Raw genomic sequence first — 25,222 nt, forward strand, 5'->3', positions numbered from 1 at the left:
CGAACAGCGTGTACTTCGCGTGCAGCTCCATGCCGAGCTGGAAGTTCTCGGTCGGCTCGCCGTCCTTGCCCACACCCATGTTGCCGGTCGCGACGCCCTTCACGGAGCCGTCGTCGTTGTACAGGATTTCGGCGGCCGGGAAGCCCGGGAAGATCTCGACGCCCAGCGCTTCGGCCTGTGCGCCAAGCCAGCGCGTGACGTTGCCCAGCGAAATCACGTAGTTGCCGTGGTTCTGGAAGTTGGCGGGCAGCGCCCAGTTCGGCGTGGTGACCGCGCTCTTCTCGGACAGGAACAGGAAGCGGTCTTCCGTCACCTCGACGTCGAGCGGCGCGCCGCGTTCCTTCCAGTCGGGGAACAGTTCGTTGATCGCGCGCGGATCCATCACCGCGCCCGACAGGATGTGCGCGCCGATCTCGGAACCCTTCTCGAGCACGCACACGCCGATCTCGGTGCCTTTCTCGGCGGCCAGCTGCTTGAGCCGGATCGCCGCCGACAGCCCTGCGGGGCCGCCGCCGACGATCACGACGTCGTATTCCATCGATTCGCGCGGGCCGTATTGCTCGATGAGGCTTGCGGGGGTCATGGGCGTTCCTCTAACCGTTAGAATGCTTTTATTCGGGAGCGTATTGTCTGCGAAACGAAACGCTTGCCGCAACAGCATGCAGCGAGATTAGCACGATCGTTCTATTTTCGTGCTAGGGTAATGCCGTTCGGGCCGTACTGTCCGTGGCGGCGAAACGACATCGAAAGGGGAAGTGCAAATGGGTCGGTCGATCAATCTGGAAGGCAAGGTTGCGCTGGTCACGGGCGCGTCGAGCGGCCTCGGGCAGCGCTTTGCGCAGGTGCTGTCGCAGGCCGGCGCGAAGGTCGTGCTCGCAAGCCGTCGCGTCGAGCGCCTGAAGGAACTGCGTGCCGAGATCGAGGCGGCGGGCGGCGCCGCCCACGTCGTGTCGCTCGACGTCACCGATGTCCAGAGCATCAAGGCGGCGGTTGCGCACGCGGAGACGGAGGCCGGCACGATCGACATCCTCGTGAACAACTCGGGTGTCTCGACGATGCAGAAGCTCGTCGACGTGACGCCGGCCGATTTCGAGTTCGTATTCGACACCAACACGCGCGGCGCGTTTTTCGTCGCGCAGGAAGTCGCGAAGCGAATGATCATGCGCGCGAACGGAAGCGGCAACGGCAAGCCGCCGTGCCGGATCATCAACATCGCATCGGTGGCCGGGCTGCGCGTGTTCCCGCAGATCGGGCTGTACGCGATGAGCAAGGCCGCGGTCGTGCAGATGACGCGTGCGATGGCGCTCGAGTGGGGGCGCCACGGGATCAACGTCAACGCGATCTGTCCGGGCTATATCGATACCGAAATCAATCATTACCTGTGGGAAACCGAGCAGGGCCAGAAGCTGCAGTCGATGCTGCCGCGCCGGCGCGTCGGCAAGCCGCAGGATCTCGACGGGCTGTTGTTGCTGCTCGCGGCCGACGAGTCGCAGTTCATCAATGGTTCGATTATCTCCGCCGACGACGGCTTCGGCCTCGCCTGAGTGGATGACATTCAGCAACAAAGAAGACTGCAATGAGCGATTATTCCCCCGTTTTTGAGATGTCGATGCCGATCCGCTGGGGCGACATGGACGCGTTCGGCCATGTGAACAACACGGTCTATTTCCGCTACATGGAGCAGGCGCGGATCTCGTGGTTCGAGGAGCTCGGCATCGCCGGCGGCAACGGCGAGGGGCAGGGGCCCGTCATCGTCACGGCGTCGATGGAGTTTCTCAAGCAGCTGCACTATCCGGGCGACGTGATCGCGAAGATGTCGGCCGCGAAACCCGGGCGTAGCAGCTTCGACACGGGTTTCGAGCTGACGCGCGCCGACGATCCGCAGCACGTCTATGCGCGCGGCAATGCGCGCTGCGTGTGGGTTGACTACGCGCTCGGCAAGTCGGTGCCGCTGCCCCAGTTGCTGCGCGACACGATCGAGCGTGCGCTCGCGACGAAGGTCGGCTGAGCGTCGATACGGCGAGGCCGGCGCCGGGCGCCGGCAGCACGCCATGCCCGTTGTTTCCCGAATCGGCCGCCATGCGCGGCCGATTGTCATCGGGGAGCCGCCATTCACTGCCCGAGCAGGCGCTGCAGCAGCTCCGGCGTATTGTTGGTCCCGTACTTGCGCATCAGCCGTGCGCGGTAGATGTCGACCGTGCGCGAGCTGATGTCGAGCACCCGCCCGATCTGCTTGCTGGTCTTGCCGGTCGCGAGCTGCGCGGCGATCTCGCGCTCGCGCGGGGTCAGTTCCACGGCGACCCGGCGCGTCGCACTCAAATCCTCGAAGGTCCACACGCCCGCCGCGAGCGGTGCGGTGCGGTCGAGCGCGCGGCCCGTCACGTGGCACCAGAACAGCTCGCCGTCCGCACGCTTCATGATTCTGTCATCCGAGTAGATGCCGTTCGCGGCCATCACGCGCGCGATGCGTTCGCCGATCCGCTGGAATTCGTCCGTCGACGGGTACAGCACCTCGTACGATTTCCCGATCAGGTCGGCCCGTGCGCAGCGAAAGATCGACGCGAGCGCATCGTTGCAGTCCTCGATCACGCGGTCGCGCGACAGGACAAGGCCGAGCGGTGCAAGGTGGAAGGCGGTCTGGTAATCGAGGGTGGTCATGGACGCGGGCAGGCGATGGCAAATGCTTATGTATTTTTGCGTATTGTGCCGCATCCGCGCCGCATCGTACCCTTTCAGGCATCTCGTGGCGGTTGGCCGCGACATAAAAACAGCGTGCCTCGACGCAGGCATCGCCGTGCATGCATAGAATGATGCGGCGGGCTTGCGAGCCACGTGGGCGCGTGAACCGGTTTCGCTGGTTTCCATAGAGGAAGGGACAACAGATGAACAAAGTCTATCCAAGCGCGGCTGCCGCGCTGGAAGGGATCGTCCGCGACGGACAGACCTTCGCGGTGGGCGGCTTCGGCCTGTGCGGGATTCCGGAGGCGCTGATCGCGGCATTGCGCGATACGGCTGTCAAGGGCATCACCTGCATCAGCAACAACGCGGGTGTCGACGGCTTCGGCCTCGGCCTGTTGCTGGAAACGCGCCAGATCAAGAAGATGATCTCGTCGTACGTCGGCGAGAACAAGGAGTTCGAGCGCCAGTATCTGGCCGGCGAACTCGAGCTCGAATTCACGCCGCAGGGCACGCTGGCCGAGAAGCTGCGCGCGGGCGGTGCGGGCATCCCGGCGTTCTTCACGAACACCGGCTACGGCACCGTGATCGCGGAAGGCAAGGAAACGCGCCAGTTCGGCGATCGCCACTACGTGCTCGAGCCGTCGCTGACGGCTGATGTCGCGCTCGTGAAGGCCTGGAAGGCCGACAAGTCCGGCAATCTGGTCTTTCGCCGCACCGCGCGCAACTTCAACCCGATGTGTGCGATGGCCGGCAAGATCACCGTCGCCGAGGTCGAGGAGATCGTCGAGAACGGTGAGCTCGATCCGGACCACATCCACACGCCGGGGATTTTCGTGCAGCGCATCGTGCTGAACGCGACGCCTGAAAAACGCATCGAACAACGCGTCGTACGCGCGAAAGGAGACTGACATGGCCTGGAATCGTGACCAGATGGCTGCGCGCGCGGCGAAGGAACTGCAGGACGGCTTCTACGTGAACCTCGGCATCGGCCTGCCGACGCTCGTCGCCAACCACGTGCCGGAAGGCGTCGAGGTGTGGCTGCAGTCGGAGAACGGGCTGCTCGGCATCGGCCCGTCGCCGACCGAGGACGAAGTCGACGCCGATCTCATCAACGCCGGCAAGCAGACCGTCACGACGCTGCCGGGCTCGTCGATCTTCTCGTCGGCCGATTCGTTCGCGATGATCCGCGGCGGCCACATCAACCTCGCGATCCTCGGCGCGATGCAGGTCAGCAAGCAGGGCGATCTCGCGAACTGGATGATCCCCGGCAAGATGATCAAGGGGATGGGCGGCGCAATGGATCTCGTCGCCGGCGTGAAGCGTGTCGTCGTGCTGATGGAGCATGTCGCGAAGGGCGACCAGCACAAGATCCTCGAGGAATGCAACCTGCCGTTGACGGGTGTCGGCGTAGTCGACCTGATCATCACCGATCTCGGCGTGATCGAAGTGACGCCGAACGGCCTGAAGGTCCTCGAACTCGCCGATGGCGTGAGCGTCGACGAGATCAAGGCGAAGACGGGCGCGCCGCTCGACGTGAGCGCGGTGGGCTGAGTTTTTCGGCGCGAAGCGATTCGCCCCGCATGCCGGCAGGCATGCGGGGCGTTTTCGTTTCCGGGCCGCCGCAGCGGCTCTCCGGAGGTTGCGGCGGACGTGTCAGACGGCGACCCGCAACGAGGCGACGCTGCGCCCGGTTGCCGGCGTGTCGTCGTCGGCGTCAGCGTCAGGCGAGTCGAGCTGCAACGCATGAAACAGGAAGCGCTGCAGCGTGGCGGCCGCCGACGTGCGGTCGCCGGCATCCGCATGGCTGAACAGGCCGAAGTCCGCGGCAGGCGGTGTGGGTAGCCCGGCGGCCTGCGGGTCGAGCACGCGCATCGTGTCGCCGCGCACGTTCCGGTCGAGCAGCACTGCGACGCCGAGGCCGGCTTCGACTGCCGACTGGATGGCGGACAGGCTCGTGCTCGTGCAGACGACGCGCCACGCGAGGCCGGCTTCACGCAGCGCCGTGAACAGTTTCTCCTGCCACGGGCACGTGCCGCCGAATGCGACGATCGGCAAGGGTTCGTCGTGCGGCAGCGCGTTCTGCGCACGCGCGGCGGACCAGCGAAGCGGATGCCGCCAGGTGGCGAGCGGTTCGGCCCGGATCAGTGCGGGGTCGCCGATGACGAAATCGAGCGTATGGGTCGCGAGCCGCTGCGACAGCGAGGGGCTCGAATCGACGACGATCTCGAGCGCGACGCGCGGAAACGATGCCGCGAACTGCCGCAACGCATGCGGCAGATGGCCGACGGCGATGTCCTCGAGGATACCGAGCCGAACGGTGCCCGAGATGTCGCCGGCGTTGAGCGCGGCGCGCGCGGCGAGCCCGACGTCGAGCAAGCGGTGCGCATAGGGCAGCAGCACGCTGCCGGCCGCCGTCGGCTTCACGCCACGCGACGAGCGTTCGAGCAGGCGCTGGCCGACTTCGTCCTCGAGTCGGCGCAGCGCCATGCTGACGGCAGCCTGTGTGCGATGGAGTGCGGTTGCCGCATCGCTGACGCTGCCTGTTTCGACCACCGTCACGAACGTGCGCAGCAGCGTGCTGTCGAGATCGCGGATCATCAATTTTCCTGATGCGGGCATAAGAATTATCAGCTTATATCAAGCATGCGACCGCGGTTAGCATCGTCGTGTCAACGATCTGGAGTGACCGAATGGGCGACGAATTGAGCACCGCACGACCGAATGGCGCCGAGCGCGCGGCCCCGTCGTTTGCGCATGCGGTCGCGCCGTTGCTTGCCGTTGCGTCGATGTGCAGCGTGCAACTTGGCGCCGCACTGTCGCGGCCGGCGACGATCGAGTACGGCACGATCAGCACGACCTGGTTGCGGCTTTGCTTCGCCGCACTCGCGCTGGCGATCGTCGTGCGGCCACCGCTCCATACGTATTCCCGGCAGCGCTGGATTGCCGCGATCGCACTCGGCGGTGCGATGGCCGCGATGACGCTGTGCTTTTTCGCGGCAGTCAGGCGCGTGCCGCTCGGGCTGGCCGTTGCGATCAACTTCCTCGGGCCGCTGGCGGTCGCCACGTTCGGCGTGCGCAAGCCGGCGATGCTGGTGTGGCCGGTGCTTGCGCTGACGGGCGTGCTGCTGCTCGCGCGGCAGGACGGCATGTGGGTGGCAACGCCGGCCGCGCTCATCTTTCCGGTCGGCTCGGCGCTCGGCTGGGCCGCGTACATCCTGCTGATGAAGCGCGTCGGTACGCTGTTCGACGGGTTGCAGGGGCTCGCCACGTCGCTGATCGTGGCCGCGCTCGTGACGACACCGTTCGGGCTCGCGCAAAGCGGCGGCCATCTGCCGGCCGGGCAACTGGTCGATGCCGCGTATCTGGCGGTGCTGGTCCCGCTGTTCCCGTATGTGCTGGAACTGATCGCGCTGCGGCGGATGAGCGCGTCGGCATTCGGCATTCTGATGAGCGCCGAGCCCGCGATCGCGGCGGCGATCGGCTTCGTCGTGCTGGCCCAGCCGATGGGGGCGCTGCAGATTGCCGGCACGCTGTGCGTGGTCGGCGCGAGCGTCGGCGCGGTCGTGCAGAAGTGAAGACGAAGTAGCCAGGACGTTCTGGCCATAACAAGCCGGCGCGAGGACGGCGTGTTCGCGGCGCCGTGCCTGCAGCCGCGCAATCTTTTTCCTGTCAGTTTCGCGATCTGTACGACGATGCGGCGCGCTTCGGTGCGTGCGCGGATGCCGCACGCGTCACGTCGGCGTCGCCCGAGCGCGGCGGCTGCCCGATGCTGCCCGAGCCAGTCGGCCGCGGGTTCGTCGGGGTCGAGTTGCCGACCGGCGTGACCGCGTTGTACAACGCCGTCGCGCCGAAGCGCGATCACGTCTTCGACGCGACTCGCGTGCGGTTCCGCTATCGCGGCACGACGGAGGACGAGATCGCGCGGGCGATCGGTGCGACGCTGCACGGCTTCCGTAACACGCCGGCCGACACCGCGGTGTCGAGCCGTTGGGGCTGGCCGCGCGACCGCTTGGCGGAAGCGCCGTTCGCGACGGCATGGGCGAGGCACGGCGGGCGGCGCGGGGGAGCAGCGTGTCGTCGCCCGCCGGTTTCTTTCTACGCGGCCTAGCATGAAGTACGACGCCCGATTCGCCGGTGCCGCGTGCGACTCGAACGCTTGCGGGCGCGGTGAACCGACTCGTGATCCGGAACGGGTTTACAATCGGTTGCGTCCCCGCCCACCCTTCGGGCCGGGCCGGCGCACGTCATCGCGTCGCACCGCACCGTTCGACAGGATGCCTCCGATGCCCATTTCTTCCGTGAATTCCTCGATCCCCCGCCAGCGGCGCGTGCAGTGCGCGAGCGCGGCCGGCCTTCACCACGTCGCCTATACCGAATGGGGTGACCCCGCCAATCCGCGCGTGCTGGTCTGCGTGCACGGGCTGACCCGCTCGGGGCGCGATTTCGACCGGCTCGCCGCGGCGCTGTCCGATACGTATCGCGTCGTGTGCCCCGACGTCGTCGGGCGCGGTCGCTCCGACTGGCTCGCCGATCCGCGGCTCTATGCGATTCCACAATATGTGGCCGACATGGTGACGCTGATCGCGCGCACCGGCGCCGAATCGGTCGACTGGTTCGGCACGTCGATGGGCGGCCTGATCGGCATGGCGCTCGCGGGGCTGCCCGGTACGCCGGTGCGCCGGATGATCGTCAACGACGTCGGCCCGCGCATCGAACCCGATTCGCTCACGCGCATTGGCGAGTATCTCGGCGTGCAGCCGCGCTTCGCGACCGAGCAGGAGGGCATCGACTACCTGACGTCGCTGTCGCTGCCGTTCGGCGCGCTGACCGGCGACGAGTGGCGCGAGATCAACGCGCCGCTGCTGCGTCAGTTGCCCGAAGGCGACTGGACGATCCGCTACGATCCGCGCATCGCCGAACCGTTCAAGGCGACGACGCCCGAGTTGGCCGCGCTCGGCGAGGCCGCGCTGTGGCACGCGATCGAGACGACGAACGCATCGCTGCTCGTCGTGCGTGGCGAGGCGTCCGACCTGCTGTCGCGCGAGACGGTGGCCGACATGATGCGCCGCGGCCGGCATGTGACGCACGCCGAGGTTCCAGGGGCCGGCCACGCGCCGGCGTTCATCGACGCCAGCCAGATTGCACTTGCGCGGCGGTTTTTCGTCGAAGGCGGCGCATAAACGCGTCATAATATGCGGTTCGGCGGCACGCGGGCCGTGTCGTCGTCCGAATCTCCATCCACTCACGACCGGAACATTCCATGGCAGTCATTCGTCACCACGTCGGGCCCCGTCTCTCCGAAATCGCGATCCATAACGGTACCGTGTATCTGGCCGGCCAGATCGCCGAAGACACCTCACAGGACATCCAGGGCCAGACGCGCGAAGTGCTCGGCCACATCGACCGCCTGCTCGCCGAAGCGAACAGCGACAAGGCACATCTGCTGTCGGTGCAGATCTACATCTCGGATCTGGTGAACTTCAGCGGAATGAATGCGGAGTGGGATGCGTGGGTCGCGCAGGGCAACACGCCGCCGCGCGCCACCGTCGAGGCGAAGCTCGCGGATCCCGCGCTGCTCATCGAGATCGTGGTCGTCGCCGCCCAGCGGAGCTGAGCTGAGCGTAATCCGACGATGACCGCATTCCGCCAGGCCGAGCAATGACCGAGTCCGTTTCCGCTTCCCCCGTCGCGGCACCGTCGTTCGACGACGTGCTCGCGTTCGTGCGCGAGCGGGCCGGCGACGTGCGCCTGTCGTCGGGCGAACTGCTCGCCGATCACTCGGCGGGAACGGCGTCGATCATGCGCACGCTGAACGTCGATCCGCACGCGATGCAGGCGGCCGCGCTGTTCGTGCTGACGCCGCATCTGAGCGACCCCGAGCGCGAGCTCACCGAGCGTTTCGGCGACGAGGTGGCGCGGCTCGTGTCCGACGTGCGCAAGCTGTTGCGGCTCGGTACCGTCAGCCTGCGTGCCGCGCAGAACGCGGTGCCCGATGCGGGGCGCGACGCGGCGGAAGAGCGGCGTACGCAGATCGAGGCGCTGCGCAAGATGCTGCTTGCGTTCGCGCAAGACATCCGCGTGGTGCTGATCCGGCTCGCGTCGCGCTTGCAGTCGCTGCGCTACTACGCGGCCGCGAAGATCGACCCGCCGCCCGACGTCGCGCGCGAGACGCTCGAGATCTACGCGCCGCTCGCGAACCGTCTCGGTATCTGGCAACTGAAGTGGGAGCTCGAGGATCTCGCGTTCCGCTTCGAGGACCCCGTCACCTACAAGCGGATCGCGAAGCTGCTCGACGAGAAGCGCATCGAGCGCGAAGCGTACGTCACGCAGGCGATCGACCGGTTGCGGCAAGAACTGGCGGACGCGAACATCCAGGCCGACGTGAGCGGCCGGCCGAAGCATATCTACAGCATCTGGCGCAAGATGCGCGGCAAGGAGCTCGATTTCTCCGAGCTGTACGACGTGCGCGCGTTTCGCGTGATCGTGCCGGACATCAAGGATTGCTACGCGGTGCTCGGCATCGTGCATCACCTGTGGCAGCCGGTGCCGAAGGAATTCGACGACTACATCTCGCGGCCGAAGCCGAACGGCTACAAGTCGTTGCACACGGTCGTGATCGGCGACGACGGCCGCGCGTTCGAAGTACAGATCCGCACGCAGGAGATGCACCGCTTCGCCGAGTATGGCGTCGCCGCGCACTGGCGCTACAAGGAGGCGGGCGCGCGCGGCTACGGCGGCCAGTTCTCGGCGAGCGACAAGTACGACGAGAAGATCGCATGGCTGCGCCAGCTGCTCGCGTGGAAGGATGACGTCGAGGACGGCGCGGAAAAGTCGGGCGACAAGGCGTGGGCGCAATTGCGCGAGACGTCGCTCGACGACGACCACATCTACGTGCTGACGCCGCAGGCGCGCGTGATCGCGTTACCGCAGGGCGCGACGCCGGTCGACTTCGCGTACCACCTGCACAGCGAACTCGGCCATCGCTGCCGAGGCGCGCGCGTCGACGGCGCGATGGTGCCGCTCAACACGCCGCTTGCCAACGGCCAGACGGTCGAGATCGTCGCGGTGAAGGAGGGTGGGCCGTCGCGCGACTGGCTGAACCTGCAGCTCGGCTATATGAAGAGCCCGCGCGCGCGTCAGAAGGTGCGTGCGTGGTTCAACTCGATCGAGCAGGAAGAGAATGTCGCGCATGGCCGCGCGCTCGTCGAAAAGACGCTGCAACGCGAGGGCAAGACGTCGGTCAACCTGGACAACCTCGCGGCGAAGCTCGGCTTCAAGTCGCCCGAGGAGCTGTTTTCGGTCGTCGGCAAGGAAGAGTTCAGCCTGCGCAATGTCGAGCACGCGCTGTCCGATGCACCGCCTCCCGAACCGGCGCCCGAGGCGCCTGCCGATTTCGAGAAGCGCAGCAGCGGCGCGAGCGTGGCGCACGGCGCGTCGACCGGCGTGCTGGTCGTGGGCGTCGACGCGCTGCTGACCCAGCTCGCGCGCTGCTGCCGTCCGGCACCGCCCGATCCGATCAGTGGTTTCGTCACGCGCGGCAAGGGGATGTCGATCCACCGCACCGATTGCCCGACGTTCCGCCGGATGGTCGAGCGCGCGCCGGAGCGTGTGCTGCAGACGACCTGGTCGGCCGACGTGCTCGGCGGGCGCGGTGCATCCGTTTATCCGGTCGACCTGATGATCGAGGCGAGCGACCGGCAAGGGTTGCTGCGCGACATCTCCGAAGTGTTCGCGCGCGAAAAGATGAACGTCGTGGGCGTGAAGACGCAAAGCCGCCGCAACGCGGCATTCATGCAGTTCACGGTCGAGGTGTCGAATTCGGCGCAGGTGCAGCGCGCGTGCACGCTGCTCGGCGAGGTGCAGGGTGTCGTGCGCGCCGGGCGGAAGGCGTGAGGTGGGGTTCGAGCACCGTTATTTTGCTGCGACCGCATAAAAATCCTTGCCAAGCGGGTAACGGCTCCATATAATCTTAGCTTCACTAGGCTCGTAGCTCAGCTGGTTAGAGCACCACCTTGACATGGTGGGGGTCGTTGGTTCGAGTCCAATCGAGCCTACCAACGAATTGAGAATGCCCGGTCTCCGGGTGTTCGATGCAGCAAATAACTCAACGCGAACAAGGCGAATACGGTTATGACACCGCGAACGTTGACCGAAACCTTTTCGGAGCGACGCTAGTCGAGGAACCCTTTCGCCCTTTCAGTTTGAGTGAAGTATCGAATGCGGCCCCTCGAAAGCGGGGCCGCATTTTTTTTGTCGCGAAATTTTCCCGCGTGATTGTTATATCGCGTACCTGGTCTGCCGCCCACTGTCGGCATCACGGAGATTGCTATGGTTTCGATACGCTTGCCTGACGGCTCAGTTCGACAATACGAGCATCCGGTGACAGTTGCCGAGGTTGCAGCCTCGATCGGTCCCGGCCTTGCGAAGGCTGCGCTTGGTGGCAAGCTCGATGGCGAGCTCGTCGATACGTCGGCCGTGATCGACCGCGACGCGTCGCTTGCGATCGTGACGGACAAGGATGCCGATGGCCTCGATATCATCCGTCACTCGACCGCGCACTTGCTCGCGTATGCGGTGAAGGATCTGTATCCGGATGCGCAGGTGACGATCGGCCCGGTGATCGACAACGGGTTCTATTACGACTTCTCGTACAACCGTCCGTTTACGCCCGAAGATCTGGAAAAGATCGAAAAGCGCATGCAGGAGCTCGTGAAGAAGGACGAACCCGTGACGCGCCGGGTCGTGTCGCGCGACGAAGCGGCGGGCTACTTCCGCAGCATCGGCGAGAAGTACAAGGCCGAGATCATCGAATCGATTCCGCAAAGCGACGAAATCAAGCTGTACTCGCATGGCGGCTTCACCGATCTGTGCCGCGGCCCGCACGTGCCGTCCACCGGCAAGATGAAGGTCTTCAAGCTGATGAAGGTCGCGGGCGCTTACTGGCGCGGCGATTCGAAGAACGAGCAGTTGCAGCGCATCTACGGCACGGCCTGGACGAAGAAGGAAGACCAGGATCAGTACCTGCACATGCTCGAGGAGGCGGAAAAGCGCGACCACCGCAAGCTCGGCAAGCAGCTCGACCTGTTCCACATGCAGGAAGAGTCGCCGGGCATGGTGTTCTGGCATCCGAAGGGCTGGGCGCTGTGGCAGCAGGTCGAGCAGTACATGCGCCGCCGTGTGAACGAAGCCGGCTACCTCGAGATCAAGACGCCGATGATCATGGACCGCTCGCTGTGGGAAGCGTCGGGCCACTGGCAGAATTACCGCGAGAACATGTTCACGACGGAGTCGGAGAAGCGCGACTACGCGATCAAGCCGATGAACTGCCCGGGCCACGTCCAGGTGTTCAAGCACGGCCTGCGCTCGTACCGCGACCTGCCGCTGCGTTACGCGGAATTCGGTTCGTGCCACCGCAACGAGGCGTCGGGCGCGCTGCACGGCCTGATGCGCGTGCGCGGCTTCGTGCAGGACGATGCGCACATCTTCTGTACGGAAGAGCAGTTCATCTCCGAGTCGATCGCGTTCAACACGCTCGCGATGAGCGTGTACAAGGATTTCGGCTTCGAGCATATCGACATCAAGCTGTCGCTGCGCCCCGACCAGCGCGCGGGTACGGACGAAACCTGGGATCGTGCCGAGCAAGGTCTGCGCGACGCGCTGACGGCCTGCGGCCTCACGTGGGAAGAGCTGCCGGGCGAAGGCGCGTTCTACGGCCCGAAGATCGAGTACCACATCAAGGATGCGCTCGGCCGTTCGTGGCAGTGCGGCACGCTGCAGCTCGACATGGTGCTGCCGGAGCGCCTCGGCGCCGAGTATGTCGCGGATGACAGCAGCCGTCGCCGTCCGGTGATGTTGCACCGTGCGATCGTCGGTTCAATGGAGCGTTTCCTGGGTATTTTGATCGAGCACCACGCTGGTGCGATGCCGGCCTGGCTCGCGCCGTTCCAGGCAGTTGTGCTCAATATCGCCGAAAGTCAGGCCGAATATGCACAATCTCTGGCCCAAACGTTGCAAAAACAAGGGGTTAGAGTGGCGGCCGATTTGCGTAACGAGAAGATTAGCTATAAAATACGCGAGCACACGCTGGAAAAGGTGCCTTATCTCCTCGTTGTGGGCGATAAGGAGCGTGATGCGCAAACGGTAGCCGTGCGTGCCCGTGGCGGCGTCGATCTTGGCGTGATGCCGGTCGAAGCCTTCGTTGAGCGTCTGCAGGAAGACCTGCGCTCGTTCAAGTAACCGCCCTGGCAGCGCGGCTCGTTTTTTTAATTTTTAGAGGAAACGTAACATCGCTACTGATAAGTCGTCGCATCGCATCAACGGTGAAATCACTGCGCCGGAAGTGCGTCTGGTCGGGCTCGAGAACGAACCGCTCGGTATCGTAAAACTCATTGATGCGTTCCGTAAATCGGAAGAACTGGATGTCGATCTGGTAGAAATCGCGCCGCAAGCGGTTCCGCCGGTCTGCCGCCTGATGGACTACGGCAAGTTCAAGTATCAGGAGTCCAAGAAGCAGCACGAAGCGAAGCTGAAACAGAAGGTCATCCAGGTGAAGGAAGTCAAATTCCGCCCGGGTACCGATGACGGTGATTACAACGTCAAGCTCCGCAACCTCGTGCGCTTCCTCGAGGAAGGCGACAAGACGAAGATCACGTTGCGTTTCCGCGGCCGCGAAATGGCTCACCAGGAAATCGGTATGCGGATGCTTGAGCGTCTGCGCACGGATCTTGAGGAAGTCGGCCAGGTCGAGCAGATGCCGAAGATGGAAGGGCGCCAGATGATCATGGTGCTCTCGCCGAAGAAAAAGAAGTAACGGGCCCGCGCGCTTCGCGCGCAGGTTCGCAGTGGTTCGGCGCGTGGCCCGGTCAGGGCGGCGCGCCAACAACGACGGCGGCTGCGCAAGTGGTTGCCGTACACAAGTGGACTGGGTTTCGAAGGGCGGGTCAAGGGCGCAAGCCAACCGCACACCCATCGCCATCTAATAAACTGGAGTTGTTCGTCATGCCTAAGATGAAGACCAAGAAGAGTGCTGCAAAGCGCTTCGTGGTGCGTCCGGGCGGTACCGTCAAGCGCGGTCAAGCCTTCAAGCGTCACATCCTGACCAAGAAAACCACGAAGAACAAGCGTCACCTGCGCGGCGCAACGGCAGTTCATGATTCCGATCTGAACTCCGTCCGCGCGATGCTGCCGTTCGCGTAACCCCTAACTGATACTCTAAGGAGAGAAACATGCCTCGAGTCAAACGTGGGGTAACCGCACGGGCCCGCCACAAGAAGATCATCAACCTGGCCAAGGGTTATCGCGGCCGCCGCAATAACGTCTACCGCATCGCCAAGCAGGCGGTGATGCGCGCTGGTCAGTACGCGTACCGCGATCGCCGCAACAAGAAGCGTGTGTTCCGCGCACTGTGGATCACGCGTATCAACGCGGCAGTTCGCCAGCACGACATGACCTACAGCGTGTTCATCAACGGCCTGAAGAAGGCGTCGATCGAACTCGACCGTAAGGTTCTGGCCGACATGGCGGTGTTCGACAAGGCTGCTTTTGCTGCGATCGTCAAGCAGGTGAAAGCCGCCGTTGCAGCCTAATTGCGAAATTAGCACTGCGTGGTTAGTTGCAGCGAGGTTCCGGTAGTCTCGGCCGCTGCAGCGAAAACGGGGCTCTTCCGAGCCCCTTTTTTGTTTGGTGGGCGATTTCGTTCACCAAGACCGAATGACGTTGGAAATGATGGGATCTATGGATCTGGACCAGATTGTCGCCGACGCGCAGCAGTCCTTTGAACAGGCTGCCGACATCACCACGCTCGAAAACGAGAAAGCCCGATTTCTCGGCAAGTCGGGTGCGCTGACCGAGTTGCTGAAGGGCCTCGGCAAGCTCGATCCCGAAGCACGCAAGACCGAAGGCGCACGCATCAACGTCGTGAAGCAGCAGGTTGAAGCCGCGCTGACCGCGCGCCGTCAGGCACTGGCCGACGCGCTGCTGAATCAGCGCCTCACTGCCGAAGCGATCGACGTGACGTTGCCGGGCCGTGGCGCCGGTGCAGGCAGCCTGCACCCCGTGATGCGCACGTGGGAGCGTGTCGAACAGATTTTCGGCTCGATCGGCTTCGATGTGGCCGATGGCCCCGAAATCGAGACCGACTGGTACAACTTCACGTCGCTGAACAGCCCGGAGAACCATCCGGCGCGTTCGATGCAGGACACCTTCTACGTCGAAGGCAAGGATGCCGACGGCCGCCAGCTGCTGCTGCGCACGCACACGAGCCCGATGCAGGTGCGTTACGCGCGCATGAACCGTCCGCCGATCAAGGTGATCGCGCCGGGCCGCACGTATCGCGTCGACAGCGATGCGACCCACTCGCCGATGTTCAATCAGGTCGAGGGGCTGTGGATCGACGAAAACATCAGCTTCGCCGACCTCAAGGGCGTCTATACCGACTTCCTGAAAAAATTCTTCGAGCGCGACGACATCCTCGTGCGCTTCCGTCCGTCGTATTTCCCGTTCACGGAACCGTCGGCCGAGATCGACATGATGTTCGAGCAAGGCAAGAACGCCGGCAAGTGGCTCGAAATCTCCGGTTCGGGGCAGGTGCATCCGACCGTGATTCGCAACATGGGCCTCGATCCCGAGCGCTACATCGGCTTCGCGTTCGGCAGCGGCCTCGAGCGCCTGACGATGCTGCGCTACGGCGTCCAGGATCTCCGGCTGTTCTTCGAGAACGACCTGCGTTTCCTGCGCCAGTTCGCGTAACGCCGCGCGCCGCGCCGACCTGTGCCCGTGCACGCCCCGACGGACGATCCGATGGGGCCCGGGCGTCGATCTAACCTGTTTCGAACGTAGACATCCATGCAATTCCCTGAATCCTGGTTGAGAACCTTTGTCGACCCGCAGCTGACGACCGACGAACTGTCGCACTCGCTGACGATGGCGGGGCTCGAAGTCGAATCGCTGAGCAAGGCTGCGCCGCCGACGTCGAAGATCGTCGTCGGCCGCGTGCTCGAAGTCGTCAAGCATCCGGATGCGGACAAGCTCAATGTCTGCCAGGTCGACGCCGGCACCGGCGCGACGCTGAATATCGTCTGCGGCGCCCCGAACGTCGCGCCCGGCATCAAGGTACCGGTCGCGCTGGTCGGCGCGGAACTGCCGCCGGCAGAAGAGGGCGGCAAGCCGTTTGCGATCAAGCTGTCGAAGCTGCGCGGCGTCGAGAGCCAGGGGATGCTGTGCTCGGCGCGTGAACTGAAGCTGTCCGAGGATCACAGCGGCCTGCTGGTGCTGCCGGAAGACACGCCGGTCGGCCAGGACATCCGCGAGACGCTCAATCTCGACGACACGATCTTCGAAATCAAGCTGACGCCGAACAAGGCCGATTGCCTGTCCGTGTTCGGCATCGCCCGCGAGACGGCCGCGATCACCGGCGCGCCGCTGACGCCGGTCGACATCCGCCCGGTGCGCGTCGAGCTCGACGAAACGCTGCCGGTGCGCATTGCCGCGCCCGATCTGTGCGGCCGCTTCTCGGGTCGCGTGATCCGTGGCGTGAACGCGCATGCGAAAACCCCGCTGTGGATGGTCGAGCGCCTCGAACGTTCCGGCCAGCGCAGCGTGTCGGCACTCGTCGACATCTCGAACTACGTGATGTTCGAACTCGGCCGCCCGTCCCACGTGTTCGATCTCGACAAGATCCACGGCGGTATCGAGGTGCGCTGGGGCAAGCGCGGCGAATCGCTGAAGCTGCTCAATGGCAACACCGTCGAACTCGACGAAACGGTCGGCGTGATTTCGGACGACCGCCACGTCGAAAGCCTGGCCGGCATCATGGGTGGGGACAGCACGGCCGTCACGCTCGATACGACCAACATCTATCTGGAAGCCGCATTCTGGTGGCCGGACAGCATCCGCGGCCGTGCGCGCAAGTACAACTTCTCGACCGATGCGGCCCATCGCTTCGAGCGCGGCGTCGATTACGCGACGACCGTCGAGCACGTCGAGCGCATCACGCAACTGATTCTCGAGATCTGCGGCGGCAAGGCCGGCCCGGTCGACGATCAGTCCGTGAACCTGCCGCAACGCGCGCCGGTGAAGATGCGCGTGTCGCGCGCAAACCGCATCATCGGCGTGCAGATCGGTGCGGACGAGATCGCCAGCATCTTCACGCGCCTCGGCCTGCCGTTCGCGCGTGAAGACGACGCGTTCCTCGTTACGCCGCCGTCGCATCGCTTCGACATCGAGATCGAGGAAGACCTGATCGAGGAAGTGGCGCGCATCTACGGCTTCGAGAAGATCCCGGCGCGTCCGCCGGTCGCGACGAGCGAAATGCGCGCGACCAACGAAACGCGGCGCTCGATCCACGACGTCCGTCACGCGCTCGCCGCGCGCGACTACGCGGAAACCGTCAACTTCAGCTTCGTCGATGCGGAGTGGGAGCAGGATTTCGCGGGCAACGACCACCCGATCCGCTTGCTGAACCCGATCGCGAGCCAGCTGTCGGTGATGCGCACGACGCTGTTCGGCAGCCTGATTTCGGTGCTGCGCCACAACCTGAACCGCCGTGCAGATCGCGTGCGCCTGTTCGAGGCCGGCCGCGTGTTCCTCACCGATGCGTCGGCGAAGGCCGGTGAGCTGACGGTCGAGGGCTATGTGCAGCCGAAGCGTGTCGGTGCGCTTGCCTACGGTCCGGCGCTCGACGAGCAGTGGGGCGTGGCGACCCGTGCGGTCGATTTCTTCGACGTGAAGGGCGATCTCGAGGCGCTGTTCGCACCTGCCGTTGCACGGTTCGTGAAGGCAGAGCATCCGGCCCTCCATCCGGGCCGCAGTGCGCGCATCGAAGTCGACGGTCGTGCGGTCGGCTGGATCGGCGAACTGCACCCGCGCCTGATGCAGAAGTACGAGCTGCCGCACGCGCCGGTGATGTTCGAGGTCGATGCGGACGCGCTGATTGCGCGTGCGTTGCCCACGCCGTCCGATGTGTCGAAATTCCCGCCGGTTCGTCGCGATATCGCCGTGGTCGTCGATCAGGCGGTCGAGGTTCAGGCACTTTTCGACGAAATGAAGAAGGCGCTTGCCGAAGAGGCCTGCCGATTCGTTCAGAAGGTTGTACTCTTCGACGAATTTCGTGCAAAATCAAATACTTCCGGTGGTCTTGCCGCGCACGAGAAGAGCCTTGCCTTCCGCGTGACGCTGCAGGACGCGGCTGGCACGCTACAGGATGAGGTCGTCGATCAGGCGATCCAGACGCTGGTCGAGCGGATGGCTCGTGCTGGTGCGCGCCTGCGCGGCTAAGGAGGAGGTCCGCCCGTTCGAGGGCGGCTTTTTCCGATCGTAAGTTTTGATTTAACGCGCTGTATGGCAGATATGAACGACATGACCTCGAGTGAATTCGAAGCCCTCCTGACGGCGCAACGCAGCGCCATGAACCGCGACGCTTCGGCGCCGGCGTCCACCGAGACGCCCACGCTGACGAAGGCGGAACTGGCGGAGCTGCTGTTCGATAGCGTCGGGCTGAACAAGCGTGAAGCGAAGGACATGGTCGAGGCGTTTTTCGAAGTGATCCGCGACGCGCTCGAAAACGGCGAAAGCGTCAAGCTGTCGGGGTTCGGCAATTTCCAGTTGCGCGACAAGCCGCAGCGTCCGGGCCGTAATCCGAAGACGGGCGAGGCAATTCCGATCGCGGCCCGCCGGGTGGTAACCTTCCACGCGAGCCAGAAGCTGAAGGCGCTGGTCGAAAACGGCGCGGAGTAAGCCCCGCGCGCTGACGTCTCCGCGCGGCCGCTGCGCACCCTTTACCGACGGTTAACCGACGATGACCACTACGGTTGAGAAAGTCGTCTTGCCTCCGATTCCCGCGAAGCGCTACTTCACGATCGGTGAAGTCAGCGAACTGTGCGGGGTCAAGCCGCATGTGCTGCGTTATTGGGAACAGGAATTCACTCAACTGCGGCCGGTGAAGCGGCGCGGCAATCGTCGGTATTACCAGCATCACGAAGTGCTGCTGATCCGGCGGATTCGCGAGTTGCTGTACGAGCAGGGTTTCACGATCAACGGCGCGCGCAACCGGCTCGATTCGCCGGGCAGCGAGCGAGGTGCGGCGGCACCTGTCGAACCCGAGGTGCAGGCCGCCGATGCGCGCGTGTCGGGCAAGGCGGGCGCAACCGTCGACGTCACTGCGTTGCGGCAGGCGCTGCTCGATGTGATCGACGGACTGAAGCACGACTGAGCGCGAAGCGCGAACGAGATGAAACAAGAAGCCCGGTTGGCGATGTGCCAACCGGGCTTTTTCATGGGCGTCGCCCACGCGCATTAACGCGATGCGAGCGGGTTCCTTTGCCCCATGTCGACGACCAGCGTGCCGTCCGGCAGCATCCGCACCGAGCCTTGCGCAACCTGGCTGCGGTAGCCGTACAGATCGAAACGCATCGGGCCGGCCTCGGCCGAATTCCGGATCAGCGCGCGAACGTTCAGTTCGAGCACGTTGAACATCTTCATGTCGCCACCTTCCATCCACATGTAGCTCGGCGCATCGATCTGCGGCCGCTGCGGTGCAGGCGTGCCCGCCAGATGTCTGAACGTGAGGCGCAGCCCGTCGCGCTCGACCGTCGCCTGTCCGAGCTTGCCGTTCAGCACGGGTGGCGGGAACACGGTGTACTGGTCGAGCACGAGCATGTCGCCGCGCAGTTCCGCGCCGCGCCGCTGCAATGGCGTCAGCGAAGCGAGCTCGATGCCGAGCGAACGCAGCAGCTTCGCCTGCGGAATGCCGAGCACCGATACCTGGGACGGTTTGAACGCGAGGTGCCGGTCGTCGAGCACGGACAGCGAGCCCTTCATGTCGGTCGGCAGCCAGACGCCCGGCACATGGTTCCACAGCTTGATGCCGCCCTGGACGCGCAGGTTCGTACCGTCCGCGCTCAGTTGCAGGTCGTTCAGCGAACGCGGCGAGTAGTCGAGCAGATAGTTGTTGAAGAGCGCGGACATCGCCTTCCACGACTCGACGACCGTGCCGCCGAGAATCCGGATGTCGTACTGGTTCGGATCGTCGAGATCGACGGGTTCGCCGGGCCGCTTCGATACGAGTTCCACGTCGAGATCCTCGACGTGAAAGCCGATATCGCCGGACAGGTTGAAGTCGACGTTGCGCAGATGGATCGTCGGGTTGCGGTTCGACACGTGCCGTTCGTTGAACGGCGTGGTCGACGTGCTTCGCATCGCGACCTTCTGCATGCCGGGTTGAGCGGGGTTCGCCGCGCGTGCGTAGGCTTCCCAGTGCTGGCGCATGTTGCTCAGCGCATTCTGCTGCACGGCGAGGAAGCTGTCGTTCAGGCGCGCGGCCGCGTTGCCGAGCAGCGCGCCGCTGGCCGGGCCTGTGTACGAAGGCATCCGGATCGCCATCGCACCGCTTTCGTCGAAATTGAAGTAGCCGGCCGAGACCTGGTCGCGATAGTGATACAGGTCGAACACGAAAGTCTGGTCGCGCTTCGTGGAATCGACCGGGCCGATCAGGATGTCTGCATTCATCGGCATCGAGCGCATAAACTTCACGTCGCCGCCGCGAATGTACATCGCTTGCTGCGGTGCGTTCGCGGGCATCGCGAAGCCGGCATGCGTGCCGTCGTCGAGCTTCAGGTCGAGGCCGGCCGGCGTCACGCGCAGCGCGGTGATCGTGAGCTTCAGGCGCGGCGGCGGCATCAGCTTGTCGACCGCCATCACGAGATCGTCGCCGGCGAGTTGCGCGATTGGCGTCTGGACTTTCAGCAGATCGGCCATCTTCACGTTGGCCGCGCGCATCACCGGCTGCGCGTTGATGCCCGAGACGCGTACACCCGTCGGATGGAACACGAGCTGGCTGCCGTCGCGGATCGCGAGCGTGCCGGTCAGCGAGAACGGCACCCAGCCGTCGCGCTGCATCTCGCCTTGCAGGTGAATCACGCCGTCGCCGGCCGACACGGCGAGCTTGCGCAACGGCGCGTTGCGGTAGCCGAAGATGTAGGTGTTGAAGAGGGCGGTCAGCTTCGCGTTGTCGAGCGTGACCGTGCCTTCATGCACGTCGATCTCGAAACTGGTCGGATCGTCGAACACGATCGGCGCACCGGCCTGCGTCGGCACGAGCGTGGCCGACAACTGATGGATGAAGAAGCCGAGATTGTTGACGATGCGGAAATCGACGTCGCGAAGGAACGTCATCGCACCGTTCTGGCCCGAGTCGCGCAGCGTGAACGGGCGCGGTTGCGTGAGGCTAAGCGACGCGACCGACGGCACGGCGCGCGCGATCTGCTGTTCGCGGGCGAGGCGTTCGGCTTTGGTGCGCTCGATCTTCGTCGACGCAACTGACGTGCTGCCGTCACGCTGCGCGGACGATTCCGCGCAACCGGCACACAGCAGCGCGAGCGCCAGCACGCCGCAGCCGAGCACGCGGGATGGCTTGGGCGAGATGGGGCGGCCCGCGCGCTGCGGGCCGGAAATCCAGTCGAAAATTGCCAAAGGCGAGCGATGGCCGCGCCGGACCGCATTCCGCATCGTCTGTCTCCATGTCTTGTCGTGATCGACGGCGGCGCGCACCACTGCACGGCGCGAGCGTCGATGCCGTGCAGTGTGGCATAGCGTGCTAGAGCGGCGTTACCAAACAACGGGCGCCCGGGAAGGGCGGGTCGGCGGGCTGCGGGACAAAGGATTCGGGGTGGTCGGGCGGTCGGATCAAACGGTCGTTTGGTTTGCGCGGGCCGTCGGCGGCGGCTGTTGTAGCGGCCGGGCAAACCCGCTTCGGCCTTGGCTGGTGCGGGTTTCGCCGGATACGCGCCGTGGCGGTCGCTGTGGTCGAGGCGAGGGTGCGATCCGGGCCCGCCACAGCGGCTCGCCGGTCGGTCAAACCAGCATGTGCTGCCGGATTGCGTTCTGCGTCGCCTGGTCGAGTTGCAGGCCGTTCGCGATATACGACGTCATCGAGCCGTAGGATGCGGTGACCTGATCGAATGCTGCCTGCAGATAGTCGGCGTGCGCACCTTGCAGCGCAGTCATCATGTCTGCCGCATTTTGTCCGCCGGCCTTTTGCGCCTGGGCGACCGAGGTGGCGATTTCCGACGCACTATAGACGTTGGTCAGCAGGTAGTCGGCGAGTATTGTCTGCCCGGAGGCACCGAGGATCGTGTGCAGGATGGCGGTTGCCCAGCCGGTGCGATCTTTGCCGGCCGTGCAGTGGAATACCAGGTTTTCGCCCGAGGCGGCGAAGCCTGTGAAGAGCGCGTGATAGCTGGCATGCGCGGTGTCCGACGTGACGAATGCGCGGTACATGCTCAACATGAATGCCGTCGCGGTGGCGCCGGTGGTCGGGATCGGATCGATGCTGGCAGCCCCGAGTACGTTGAGGTTTTGCCAAGTGGCGCCGGCCAGCGGCACATCCGGTTGCGTCTTGATCTCGGCGGGCGTGCGCAGGTCGCAGACCTGCCTGATGCCGAGCGTTCCGACGGTGGCGATGTCCGCGGCGGACAACGCGAGCGCGGATGACCGATAGATCACGCCTTTCTTCATCTTCGCGCCGCTCGTCGTCGCGTAGCCGGTTCCGTCCGGCCCGGCCGTGTCGCGAAAATTTGATGCCGAACTCAGCCGCGGTGTCGTGACCGGCGCGACCGAAATCGAGTCGCCTCCGCATGCGGACAGAAGCGGCGCGCTCCCCAGTGCCATGCCTAGCGTGCCGGCGCCCAGCCGGAGAAAATGTCGACGGGAAATTTCGTTTTTCTGGTGCATTCAATGCCCTGTGTCGGAGACGGTTACAAGAGATCGCGACCGCGGTGGTGACCGAAGCCGCCTCCCGTATCACGCGCGACGCGGCAAAGCCGTGGCGGGCCGGATCGATCGGCATGCAGTCGGACGGTTCGCCCGTGCGCATCGAGCTCGCGCCGGGTAACCGCACGGTAGCGATTTGCGGCGAACCAGCCATCGTCCTTTTCGATTAGGGCGGAATGCGGGCTGCCGGCGCAGGCGGGGCATCGTCGACGGATAGGAGCGGTGGCAGCGACGAGGTAAGATCGGCATCAGTGGCTGTATCGACCAAAGCACAGTAGCCATCACGGGGAAGCGTCATGGATCTCAAGGAAGTCGATGTATTGGGTGCGGGCGTGGGCGATCACTGGTACTACGCGTCGAAGGCGAGTGCGATCCGTCGCTTCCTGGGTGCGCCGGGCGCGAGCCGGATACTCGATGTCGGTGCAGGCTCCGGCTTCTTCTCGAAGCACTTGCTCGAGCGTACGCAGGCCTCGGAGGCGTGGTGTGTCGATACGAGTTACGCCGGCGATACCGACGGCGAGGCGGCTGGCAAGCCCATCCACTTCCGGCGATCCGTTGATCGTTTCGATGCCGATCTCGTGTTGCTGATGGACGTGCTCGAGCATGTAGACGACGATGTCGGCCTGCTGGTGCAATACGTAAAGGGTGCGCCTTCGGGCAGCCGGTTCCTGATCACGGTTCCTGCGTTCCAGTTCCTCTGGAGCGGCCATGACGATTTTCTCGAGCACAAGCGCCGATATACGCTCGGCGGTCTCGAGGACGTGGTGCGTCGCGCGGGGCTCGACGTCGAGCACGGTGCCTATTATTTCGGTCTCACGTTTCCGCTTGCGGCAGCGTTGCGGCTCGGCGAGCGGGCGCGTCGGCATCCGCGCGAGCCGGTGTCGCAATTGCGCCGTCACCATCCGTTCGTCAACGGTCTGCTCAAGACGATCTGTCGGATCGAGTTGCCGATGTTCCGCTTCAACCGCGTCGCCGGCCTGACGGTCATCTGTGTCGCGCGCAAGCGGTGAACGGGATGCGTGGCCGTGCGGCCAGTGCGCAAGTCGCCATGCCATGCGCGCCGTTGCTTGCATCGGTGCCGTCACGCAAAAAATTCACAAGAACATTCACAAAATGCATGCGACCCGATTCTAAATCGGGAAACCGTCTGTTATACTTTCGTTCTTTCGGGGCGTAGCGCAGCCTGGTAGCGTACCTGCATGGGGTGCAGGTGGTCGGAGGTTCAAATCCTCTCGCCCCGACCAGACAAAGAACCCGCGTCAGCTCAGGCTGGCGCGGGTTTTTTCTTGCCGGTCGCTTTTTTGCACATCGCGGCGCAGCCCCGGTAAAATGCACGGTTGATCCACGGAAAGCGCCGTGATTTAGCGGAAGAGGATTCCCCGAACATGACTGATCTTCGTCTTACCATGCGGTTCGCTGCAGTGCTCGCCACCGGCGCGCTCGTCGCCGGTTGCGGTACGTCGTCGCCCACGAAAGTGGACTACAAGAGCGATTCGAAATCGAAGGAAGCGTCGCTCGCAGTGCCGCCCAACATGCTCGACGAGACGGCCGATCAGCGTTCGCTGCCGCCCCAGGGCGGCGCGACTTCCCTGTCCGCGCTTCATCAGGTCCAGCAGGCGGCGCCTGCGCTGGACACCGTCGCTCCGGCCGTGGCCGGCATGCATATCCAGCGCGACGGCACCGAGAGCTGGCTCGTGATCGACGGCAAGCTGCCGGCCGATGTCTGGCCGCAGGTCCGCCGCTTCTGGCAGGAGCAGGGCTTCCTGCTCGTCGTCGACCAGCGCGACAAGGGCGTGATGGAAACCGACTGGAACGAAACCCATCCGCAGATCAACGATGGCCTGATTCGCAGCGTGATCTCGAAGGCGATGGGCAACTCGTACGTGACGGCCGAGCGTAACAAGTACCGCACGCGTCTCGATTCGGCGCCGAATGGCGGCACCTACGTGTTCATCAGCCAGAAGGGCATGCGCGAAGCGATCACGGGCGCGAACAACGATTCAAGCAAGTGGGAACCGAAGCCGAACGATCCGGCGCTCGAGACCGAATACCTGAAGCGGTTGATGGCCGTGCTCGCACAGAACGAGCAGCGTGCGAAGAACGGCGAGCCGCCGATCGCAAACATCAAGGACAACACGGTACCGAAGGACAAGAAGGCCGACGCCGACGCATCGTCGAAGGCCGCTGCAGCGATTGCCGCACAAAACGTCACTCGCACGTCGGCGCAGGGTAACGATGTGGCCGACGCCGCCGTGCCGTCGGAAGTCACGCTCGGCGAGCCGTACGACCGGTCGTGGCTGCACGTCGGTCTCGCGCTCGATCGTGCGAACTTCACGGTCGACGATCGCGATCGCACGAAGGGCCTGTATTTCGTGCGCTATGTCGATCCGAAGGATCTGACTTCGGCCGAGCAGGGCTTCTGGAGTCAGCTGTTCCACGGCAAGAAGGAAAAGCAGGCGAAGCAGTACCGAGTCAACGTGAAGGCGCTCACGGACGACCAGACGCGCGTTGCGGTCGTCGACGATTCGGGTTCGATCGACACGTCGTCGCCGGCTCGTCAGATCATGGGGCTGCTCGTGAATCAGCTTCGCTGATTTCGACATTTCTCCGCACCCGTGAAAAGCCCGCCACATGGCGGGCTTTTTTCATGGCTGTGACCCATCCTGAAATAGGTTGACACTTTTTCGCCGAGGCGAGGAGGTGCCAGATGGAGCAAGGGATCAAGCGGACGCAGCGGGACTACAGCCTGGCTTTTAAGCTGTCGGTGGTGGTGCAAGTC

General features: G+C 64.4%; 25 protein-coding genes and 2 tRNA genes. 22 read left to right on the forward strand and 5 right to left on the reverse strand.

Translation table 11 applies throughout. From position 1 onward, the window contains the following. On the reverse strand, positions 1-583 hold a 583-nt coding region (locus tag LGN19_RS38290), incomplete at its 3' end, for an NAD(P)/FAD-dependent oxidoreductase (RefSeq protein ID WP_226220100.1). Between the two features lie 178 nt (positions 584-761). Between LGN19_RS38290 and LGN19_RS38295 the strand changes: the two genes are divergently transcribed. Both LGN19_RS38295 and LGN19_RS38300 read left to right on the forward strand, forming a co-directional pair. Continuing rightward, a complete protein-coding gene (locus tag LGN19_RS38295) occupies positions 762-1,544 on the forward strand; it encodes an SDR family oxidoreductase (RefSeq protein WP_011351770.1) in 783 nt (260 codons plus the stop codon). A 32-nt stretch (positions 1,545-1,576) separates the two neighbouring features. Next, complete coding sequence (locus tag LGN19_RS38300) at positions 1,577-2,008, forward strand: acyl-CoA thioesterase (protein ID WP_043182542.1); 432 nt, start codon at positions 1,577-1,579, stop codon at positions 2,006-2,008. Between the two features lie 104 nt (positions 2,009-2,112). On the opposite strand, the gene LGN19_RS38305 is transcribed toward LGN19_RS38300, so the two are convergent. Next, positions 2,113-2,658: a LuxR C-terminal-related transcriptional regulator gene (locus LGN19_RS38305; protein ID WP_226220101.1), complete on the reverse strand. Its 546-nt coding sequence runs from the start codon at positions 2,656-2,658 to the stop codon at positions 2,113-2,115. A gap of 224 nt (positions 2,659-2,882) precedes the next feature. On the opposite strand from LGN19_RS38305, the gene LGN19_RS38310 reads away from it, so the two are divergent. Both LGN19_RS38310 and LGN19_RS38315 read left to right on the forward strand, forming a co-directional pair. After that, a complete protein-coding gene (locus tag LGN19_RS38310) occupies positions 2,883-3,587 on the forward strand; it encodes a CoA transferase subunit A (protein WP_122945141.1) in 705 nt (234 codons plus the stop codon). Position 3,588: 1 nt separating this feature from the next. Further along, complete coding sequence (locus tag LGN19_RS38315) at positions 3,589-4,230, forward strand: CoA transferase subunit B (protein WP_039371406.1); 642 nt, start codon at positions 3,589-3,591, stop codon at positions 4,228-4,230. Positions 4,231-4,332: 102 nt separating this feature from the next. Here the strand turns inward: LGN19_RS38315 and LGN19_RS38320 are convergent, their stop codons facing one another. Then, positions 4,333-5,277, reverse strand: a complete 945-nt coding sequence (locus LGN19_RS38320) for a LysR family transcriptional regulator (RefSeq protein WP_226220102.1) — start codon at positions 5,275-5,277, stop codon at positions 4,333-4,335. A gap of 92 nt (positions 5,278-5,369) precedes the next feature. On the opposite strand from LGN19_RS38320, the gene LGN19_RS38325 reads away from it, so the two are divergent. From LGN19_RS38325 to LGN19_RS38390, 14 genes are all read left to right on the forward strand, one after another. Continuing rightward, entirely contained in the window at positions 5,370-6,254 is an 885-nt protein-coding gene (locus tag LGN19_RS38325; protein WP_226220103.1) for an EamA family transporter, read from the forward strand. A gap of 65 nt (positions 6,255-6,319) precedes the next feature. Further along, the gene (locus LGN19_RS38330; protein ID WP_226220104.1) at positions 6,320-6,787 is read left to right on the forward strand and encodes a hypothetical protein; all 468 of its coding nucleotides are present in this window, start codon (positions 6,320-6,322) and stop codon (positions 6,785-6,787) included. A gap of 175 nt (positions 6,788-6,962) precedes the next feature. Continuing rightward, complete coding sequence (locus LGN19_RS38335; protein ID WP_226220105.1) at positions 6,963-7,859, forward strand: alpha/beta fold hydrolase; 897 nt, start codon at positions 6,963-6,965, stop codon at positions 7,857-7,859. 80 nt (positions 7,860-7,939) lie between these two features. Beyond that, positions 7,940-8,293: a RidA family protein gene (locus LGN19_RS38340; RefSeq protein ID WP_226220106.1), complete on the forward strand. Its 354-nt coding sequence runs from the start codon at positions 7,940-7,942 to the stop codon at positions 8,291-8,293. 44 nt (positions 8,294-8,337) lie between these two features. After that, positions 8,338-10,572 (forward strand): RelA/SpoT family protein, encoded by a 2,235-nt coding sequence (locus tag LGN19_RS38345; protein ID WP_226220107.1) that lies wholly within the window; start codon positions 8,338-8,340, stop codon positions 10,570-10,572. 87 nt (positions 10,573-10,659) lie between these two features. Beyond that, positions 10,660-10,736: transfer RNA gene (locus LGN19_RS38350), tRNA-Val, on the forward strand. 271 nt (positions 10,737-11,007) lie between these two features. After that, entirely contained in the window at positions 11,008-12,915 is a 1,908-nt protein-coding gene (thrS, locus tag LGN19_RS38355) for a threonine--tRNA ligase (protein ID WP_226220108.1), read from the forward strand. Between the two features lie 49 nt (positions 12,916-12,964). Next, positions 12,965-13,489, forward strand: coding sequence for a translation initiation factor IF-3 (gene infC / locus LGN19_RS38360; RefSeq protein ID WP_122945150.1), 525 nt, complete (start codon positions 12,965-12,967; stop codon positions 13,487-13,489). A 188-nt stretch (positions 13,490-13,677) separates the two neighbouring features. Beyond that, positions 13,678-13,875, forward strand: a complete 198-nt coding sequence (gene rpmI, locus LGN19_RS38365; RefSeq protein ID WP_004191477.1) for a 50S ribosomal protein L35 — start codon at positions 13,678-13,680, stop codon at positions 13,873-13,875. Positions 13,876-13,904: 29 nt separating this feature from the next. Next, positions 13,905-14,264, forward strand: coding sequence for a 50S ribosomal protein L20 (gene rplT / locus LGN19_RS38370; protein WP_004192938.1), 360 nt, complete (start codon positions 13,905-13,907; stop codon positions 14,262-14,264). A gap of 148 nt (positions 14,265-14,412) precedes the next feature. Next, positions 14,413-15,426: a phenylalanine--tRNA ligase subunit alpha gene (pheS, locus tag LGN19_RS38375; protein ID WP_041492813.1), complete on the forward strand. Its 1,014-nt coding sequence runs from the start codon at positions 14,413-14,415 to the stop codon at positions 15,424-15,426. Positions 15,427-15,522: 96 nt separating this feature from the next. Further along, on the forward strand, positions 15,523-17,952 hold the full coding sequence (gene pheT, locus LGN19_RS38380) for a phenylalanine--tRNA ligase subunit beta (RefSeq protein ID WP_226220109.1): 2,430 nt from the start codon (positions 15,523-15,525) through the stop codon (positions 17,950-17,952). A gap of 72 nt (positions 17,953-18,024) precedes the next feature. After that, positions 18,025-18,411 carry an integration host factor subunit alpha gene (locus tag LGN19_RS38385; protein WP_006486093.1) on the forward strand — a complete coding sequence of 129 codons (387 nt, stop codon included), beginning with the start codon at positions 18,025-18,027 and terminating at the stop codon, positions 18,409-18,411. 61 nt (positions 18,412-18,472) lie between these two features. Then, the gene (locus tag LGN19_RS38390; protein WP_226220110.1) at positions 18,473-18,886 is read left to right on the forward strand and encodes a MerR family transcriptional regulator; all 414 of its coding nucleotides are present in this window, start codon (positions 18,473-18,475) and stop codon (positions 18,884-18,886) included. Between the two features lie 83 nt (positions 18,887-18,969). Here LGN19_RS38390 and LGN19_RS38395 read toward each other — a convergent pair whose 3' ends face one another. Both LGN19_RS38395 and LGN19_RS38400 read right to left on the reverse strand, forming a co-directional pair. Continuing rightward, entirely contained in the window at positions 18,970-21,180 is a 2,211-nt protein-coding gene (locus LGN19_RS38395; RefSeq protein WP_226220111.1) for a hypothetical protein, read from the reverse strand. Between the two features lie 345 nt (positions 21,181-21,525). Next, positions 21,526-22,404, reverse strand: a complete 879-nt coding sequence (locus LGN19_RS38400; protein WP_226220112.1) for a tyrosine-protein phosphatase — start codon at positions 22,402-22,404, stop codon at positions 21,526-21,528. A 44-nt stretch (positions 22,405-22,448) separates the two neighbouring features. On the opposite strand from LGN19_RS38400, the gene LGN19_RS38405 reads away from it, so the two are divergent. The 4 genes from LGN19_RS38405 (at position 22,449) to bamC (ending at position 25,037) form a co-directional block, all read left to right on the forward strand. Next, complete coding sequence (locus LGN19_RS38405; RefSeq protein WP_226220113.1) at positions 22,449-22,613, forward strand: hypothetical protein; 165 nt, start codon at positions 22,449-22,451, stop codon at positions 22,611-22,613. A 126-nt stretch (positions 22,614-22,739) separates the two neighbouring features. Then, entirely contained in the window at positions 22,740-23,453 is a 714-nt protein-coding gene (locus tag LGN19_RS38410) for a class I SAM-dependent methyltransferase (RefSeq protein ID WP_226220114.1), read from the forward strand. Between the two features lie 157 nt (positions 23,454-23,610). Then, positions 23,611-23,687 (forward strand) — tRNA-Pro (locus tag LGN19_RS38415). Positions 23,688-23,828: 141 nt separating this feature from the next. Beyond that, entirely contained in the window at positions 23,829-25,037 is a 1,209-nt protein-coding gene (gene bamC, locus LGN19_RS38420) for an outer membrane protein assembly factor BamC (RefSeq protein WP_122945155.1), read from the forward strand. The last annotated feature ends 185 nt before the right edge of the window (positions 25,038-25,222 follow it).

The organism is Burkholderia sp. AU30198, from assembly GCF_020419825.1.
Taxonomy (GTDB): Bacteria; Pseudomonadota; Gammaproteobacteria; order Burkholderiales; family Burkholderiaceae; genus Burkholderia.

Bases quoted from the DNA above. Each gene is read 5' to 3' on its own strand.
- LGN19_RS38295 (WP_011351770.1), top strand. From the start codon at position 762: ATGGGTCGGTCGATCAATCTGGAAGGCAAGGTTGCGCTGGTCACGGGC.
- LGN19_RS38300 (WP_043182542.1), top strand. From the start codon at position 1,577: ATGAGCGATTATTCCCCCGTTTTTGAGATGTCGATGCCGATCCGCTGG.
- LGN19_RS38305 (WP_226220101.1), bottom strand. From the start codon at position 2,658: ATGACCACCCTCGATTACCAGACCGCCTTCCACCTTGCACCGCTCGGC.
- LGN19_RS38310 (WP_122945141.1), top strand. From the start codon at position 2,883: ATGAACAAAGTCTATCCAAGCGCGGCTGCCGCGCTGGAAGGGATCGTC.
- LGN19_RS38315 (WP_039371406.1), top strand. From the start codon at position 3,589: ATGGCCTGGAATCGTGACCAGATGGCTGCGCGCGCGGCGAAGGAACTG.
- LGN19_RS38320 (WP_226220102.1), bottom strand. From the start codon at position 5,277: ATGATCCGCGATCTCGACAGCACGCTGCTGCGCACGTTCGTGACGGTG.
- LGN19_RS38325 (WP_226220103.1), top strand. From the start codon at position 5,370: ATGGGCGACGAATTGAGCACCGCACGACCGAATGGCGCCGAGCGCGCG.
- LGN19_RS38335 (WP_226220105.1), top strand. From the start codon at position 6,963: ATGCCCATTTCTTCCGTGAATTCCTCGATCCCCCGCCAGCGGCGCGTG.
- LGN19_RS38340 (WP_226220106.1), top strand. From the start codon at position 7,940: ATGGCAGTCATTCGTCACCACGTCGGGCCCCGTCTCTCCGAAATCGCG.
- LGN19_RS38345 (WP_226220107.1), top strand. From the start codon at position 8,338: ATGACCGAGTCCGTTTCCGCTTCCCCCGTCGCGGCACCGTCGTTCGAC.
- thrS (WP_226220108.1), top strand. From the start codon at position 11,008: ATGGTTTCGATACGCTTGCCTGACGGCTCAGTTCGACAATACGAGCAT.
- rpmI (WP_004191477.1), top strand. From the start codon at position 13,678: ATGCCTAAGATGAAGACCAAGAAGAGTGCTGCAAAGCGCTTCGTGGTG.
- rplT (WP_004192938.1), top strand. From the start codon at position 13,905: ATGCCTCGAGTCAAACGTGGGGTAACCGCACGGGCCCGCCACAAGAAG.
- pheS (WP_041492813.1), top strand. From the start codon at position 14,413: ATGGATCTGGACCAGATTGTCGCCGACGCGCAGCAGTCCTTTGAACAG.
- pheT (WP_226220109.1), top strand. From the start codon at position 15,523: ATGCAATTCCCTGAATCCTGGTTGAGAACCTTTGTCGACCCGCAGCTG.
- LGN19_RS38385 (WP_006486093.1), top strand. From the start codon at position 18,025: ATGAACGACATGACCTCGAGTGAATTCGAAGCCCTCCTGACGGCGCAA.
- LGN19_RS38390 (WP_226220110.1), top strand. From the start codon at position 18,473: ATGACCACTACGGTTGAGAAAGTCGTCTTGCCTCCGATTCCCGCGAAG.
- LGN19_RS38395 (WP_226220111.1), bottom strand. From the start codon at position 21,180: ATGCGGAATGCGGTCCGGCGCGGCCATCGCTCGCCTTTGGCAATTTTC.
- LGN19_RS38400 (WP_226220112.1), bottom strand. From the start codon at position 22,404: ATGCACCAGAAAAACGAAATTTCCCGTCGACATTTTCTCCGGCTGGGC.
- LGN19_RS38410 (WP_226220114.1), top strand. From the start codon at position 22,740: ATGGATCTCAAGGAAGTCGATGTATTGGGTGCGGGCGTGGGCGATCAC.
- bamC (WP_122945155.1), top strand. From the start codon at position 23,829: ATGACTGATCTTCGTCTTACCATGCGGTTCGCTGCAGTGCTCGCCACC.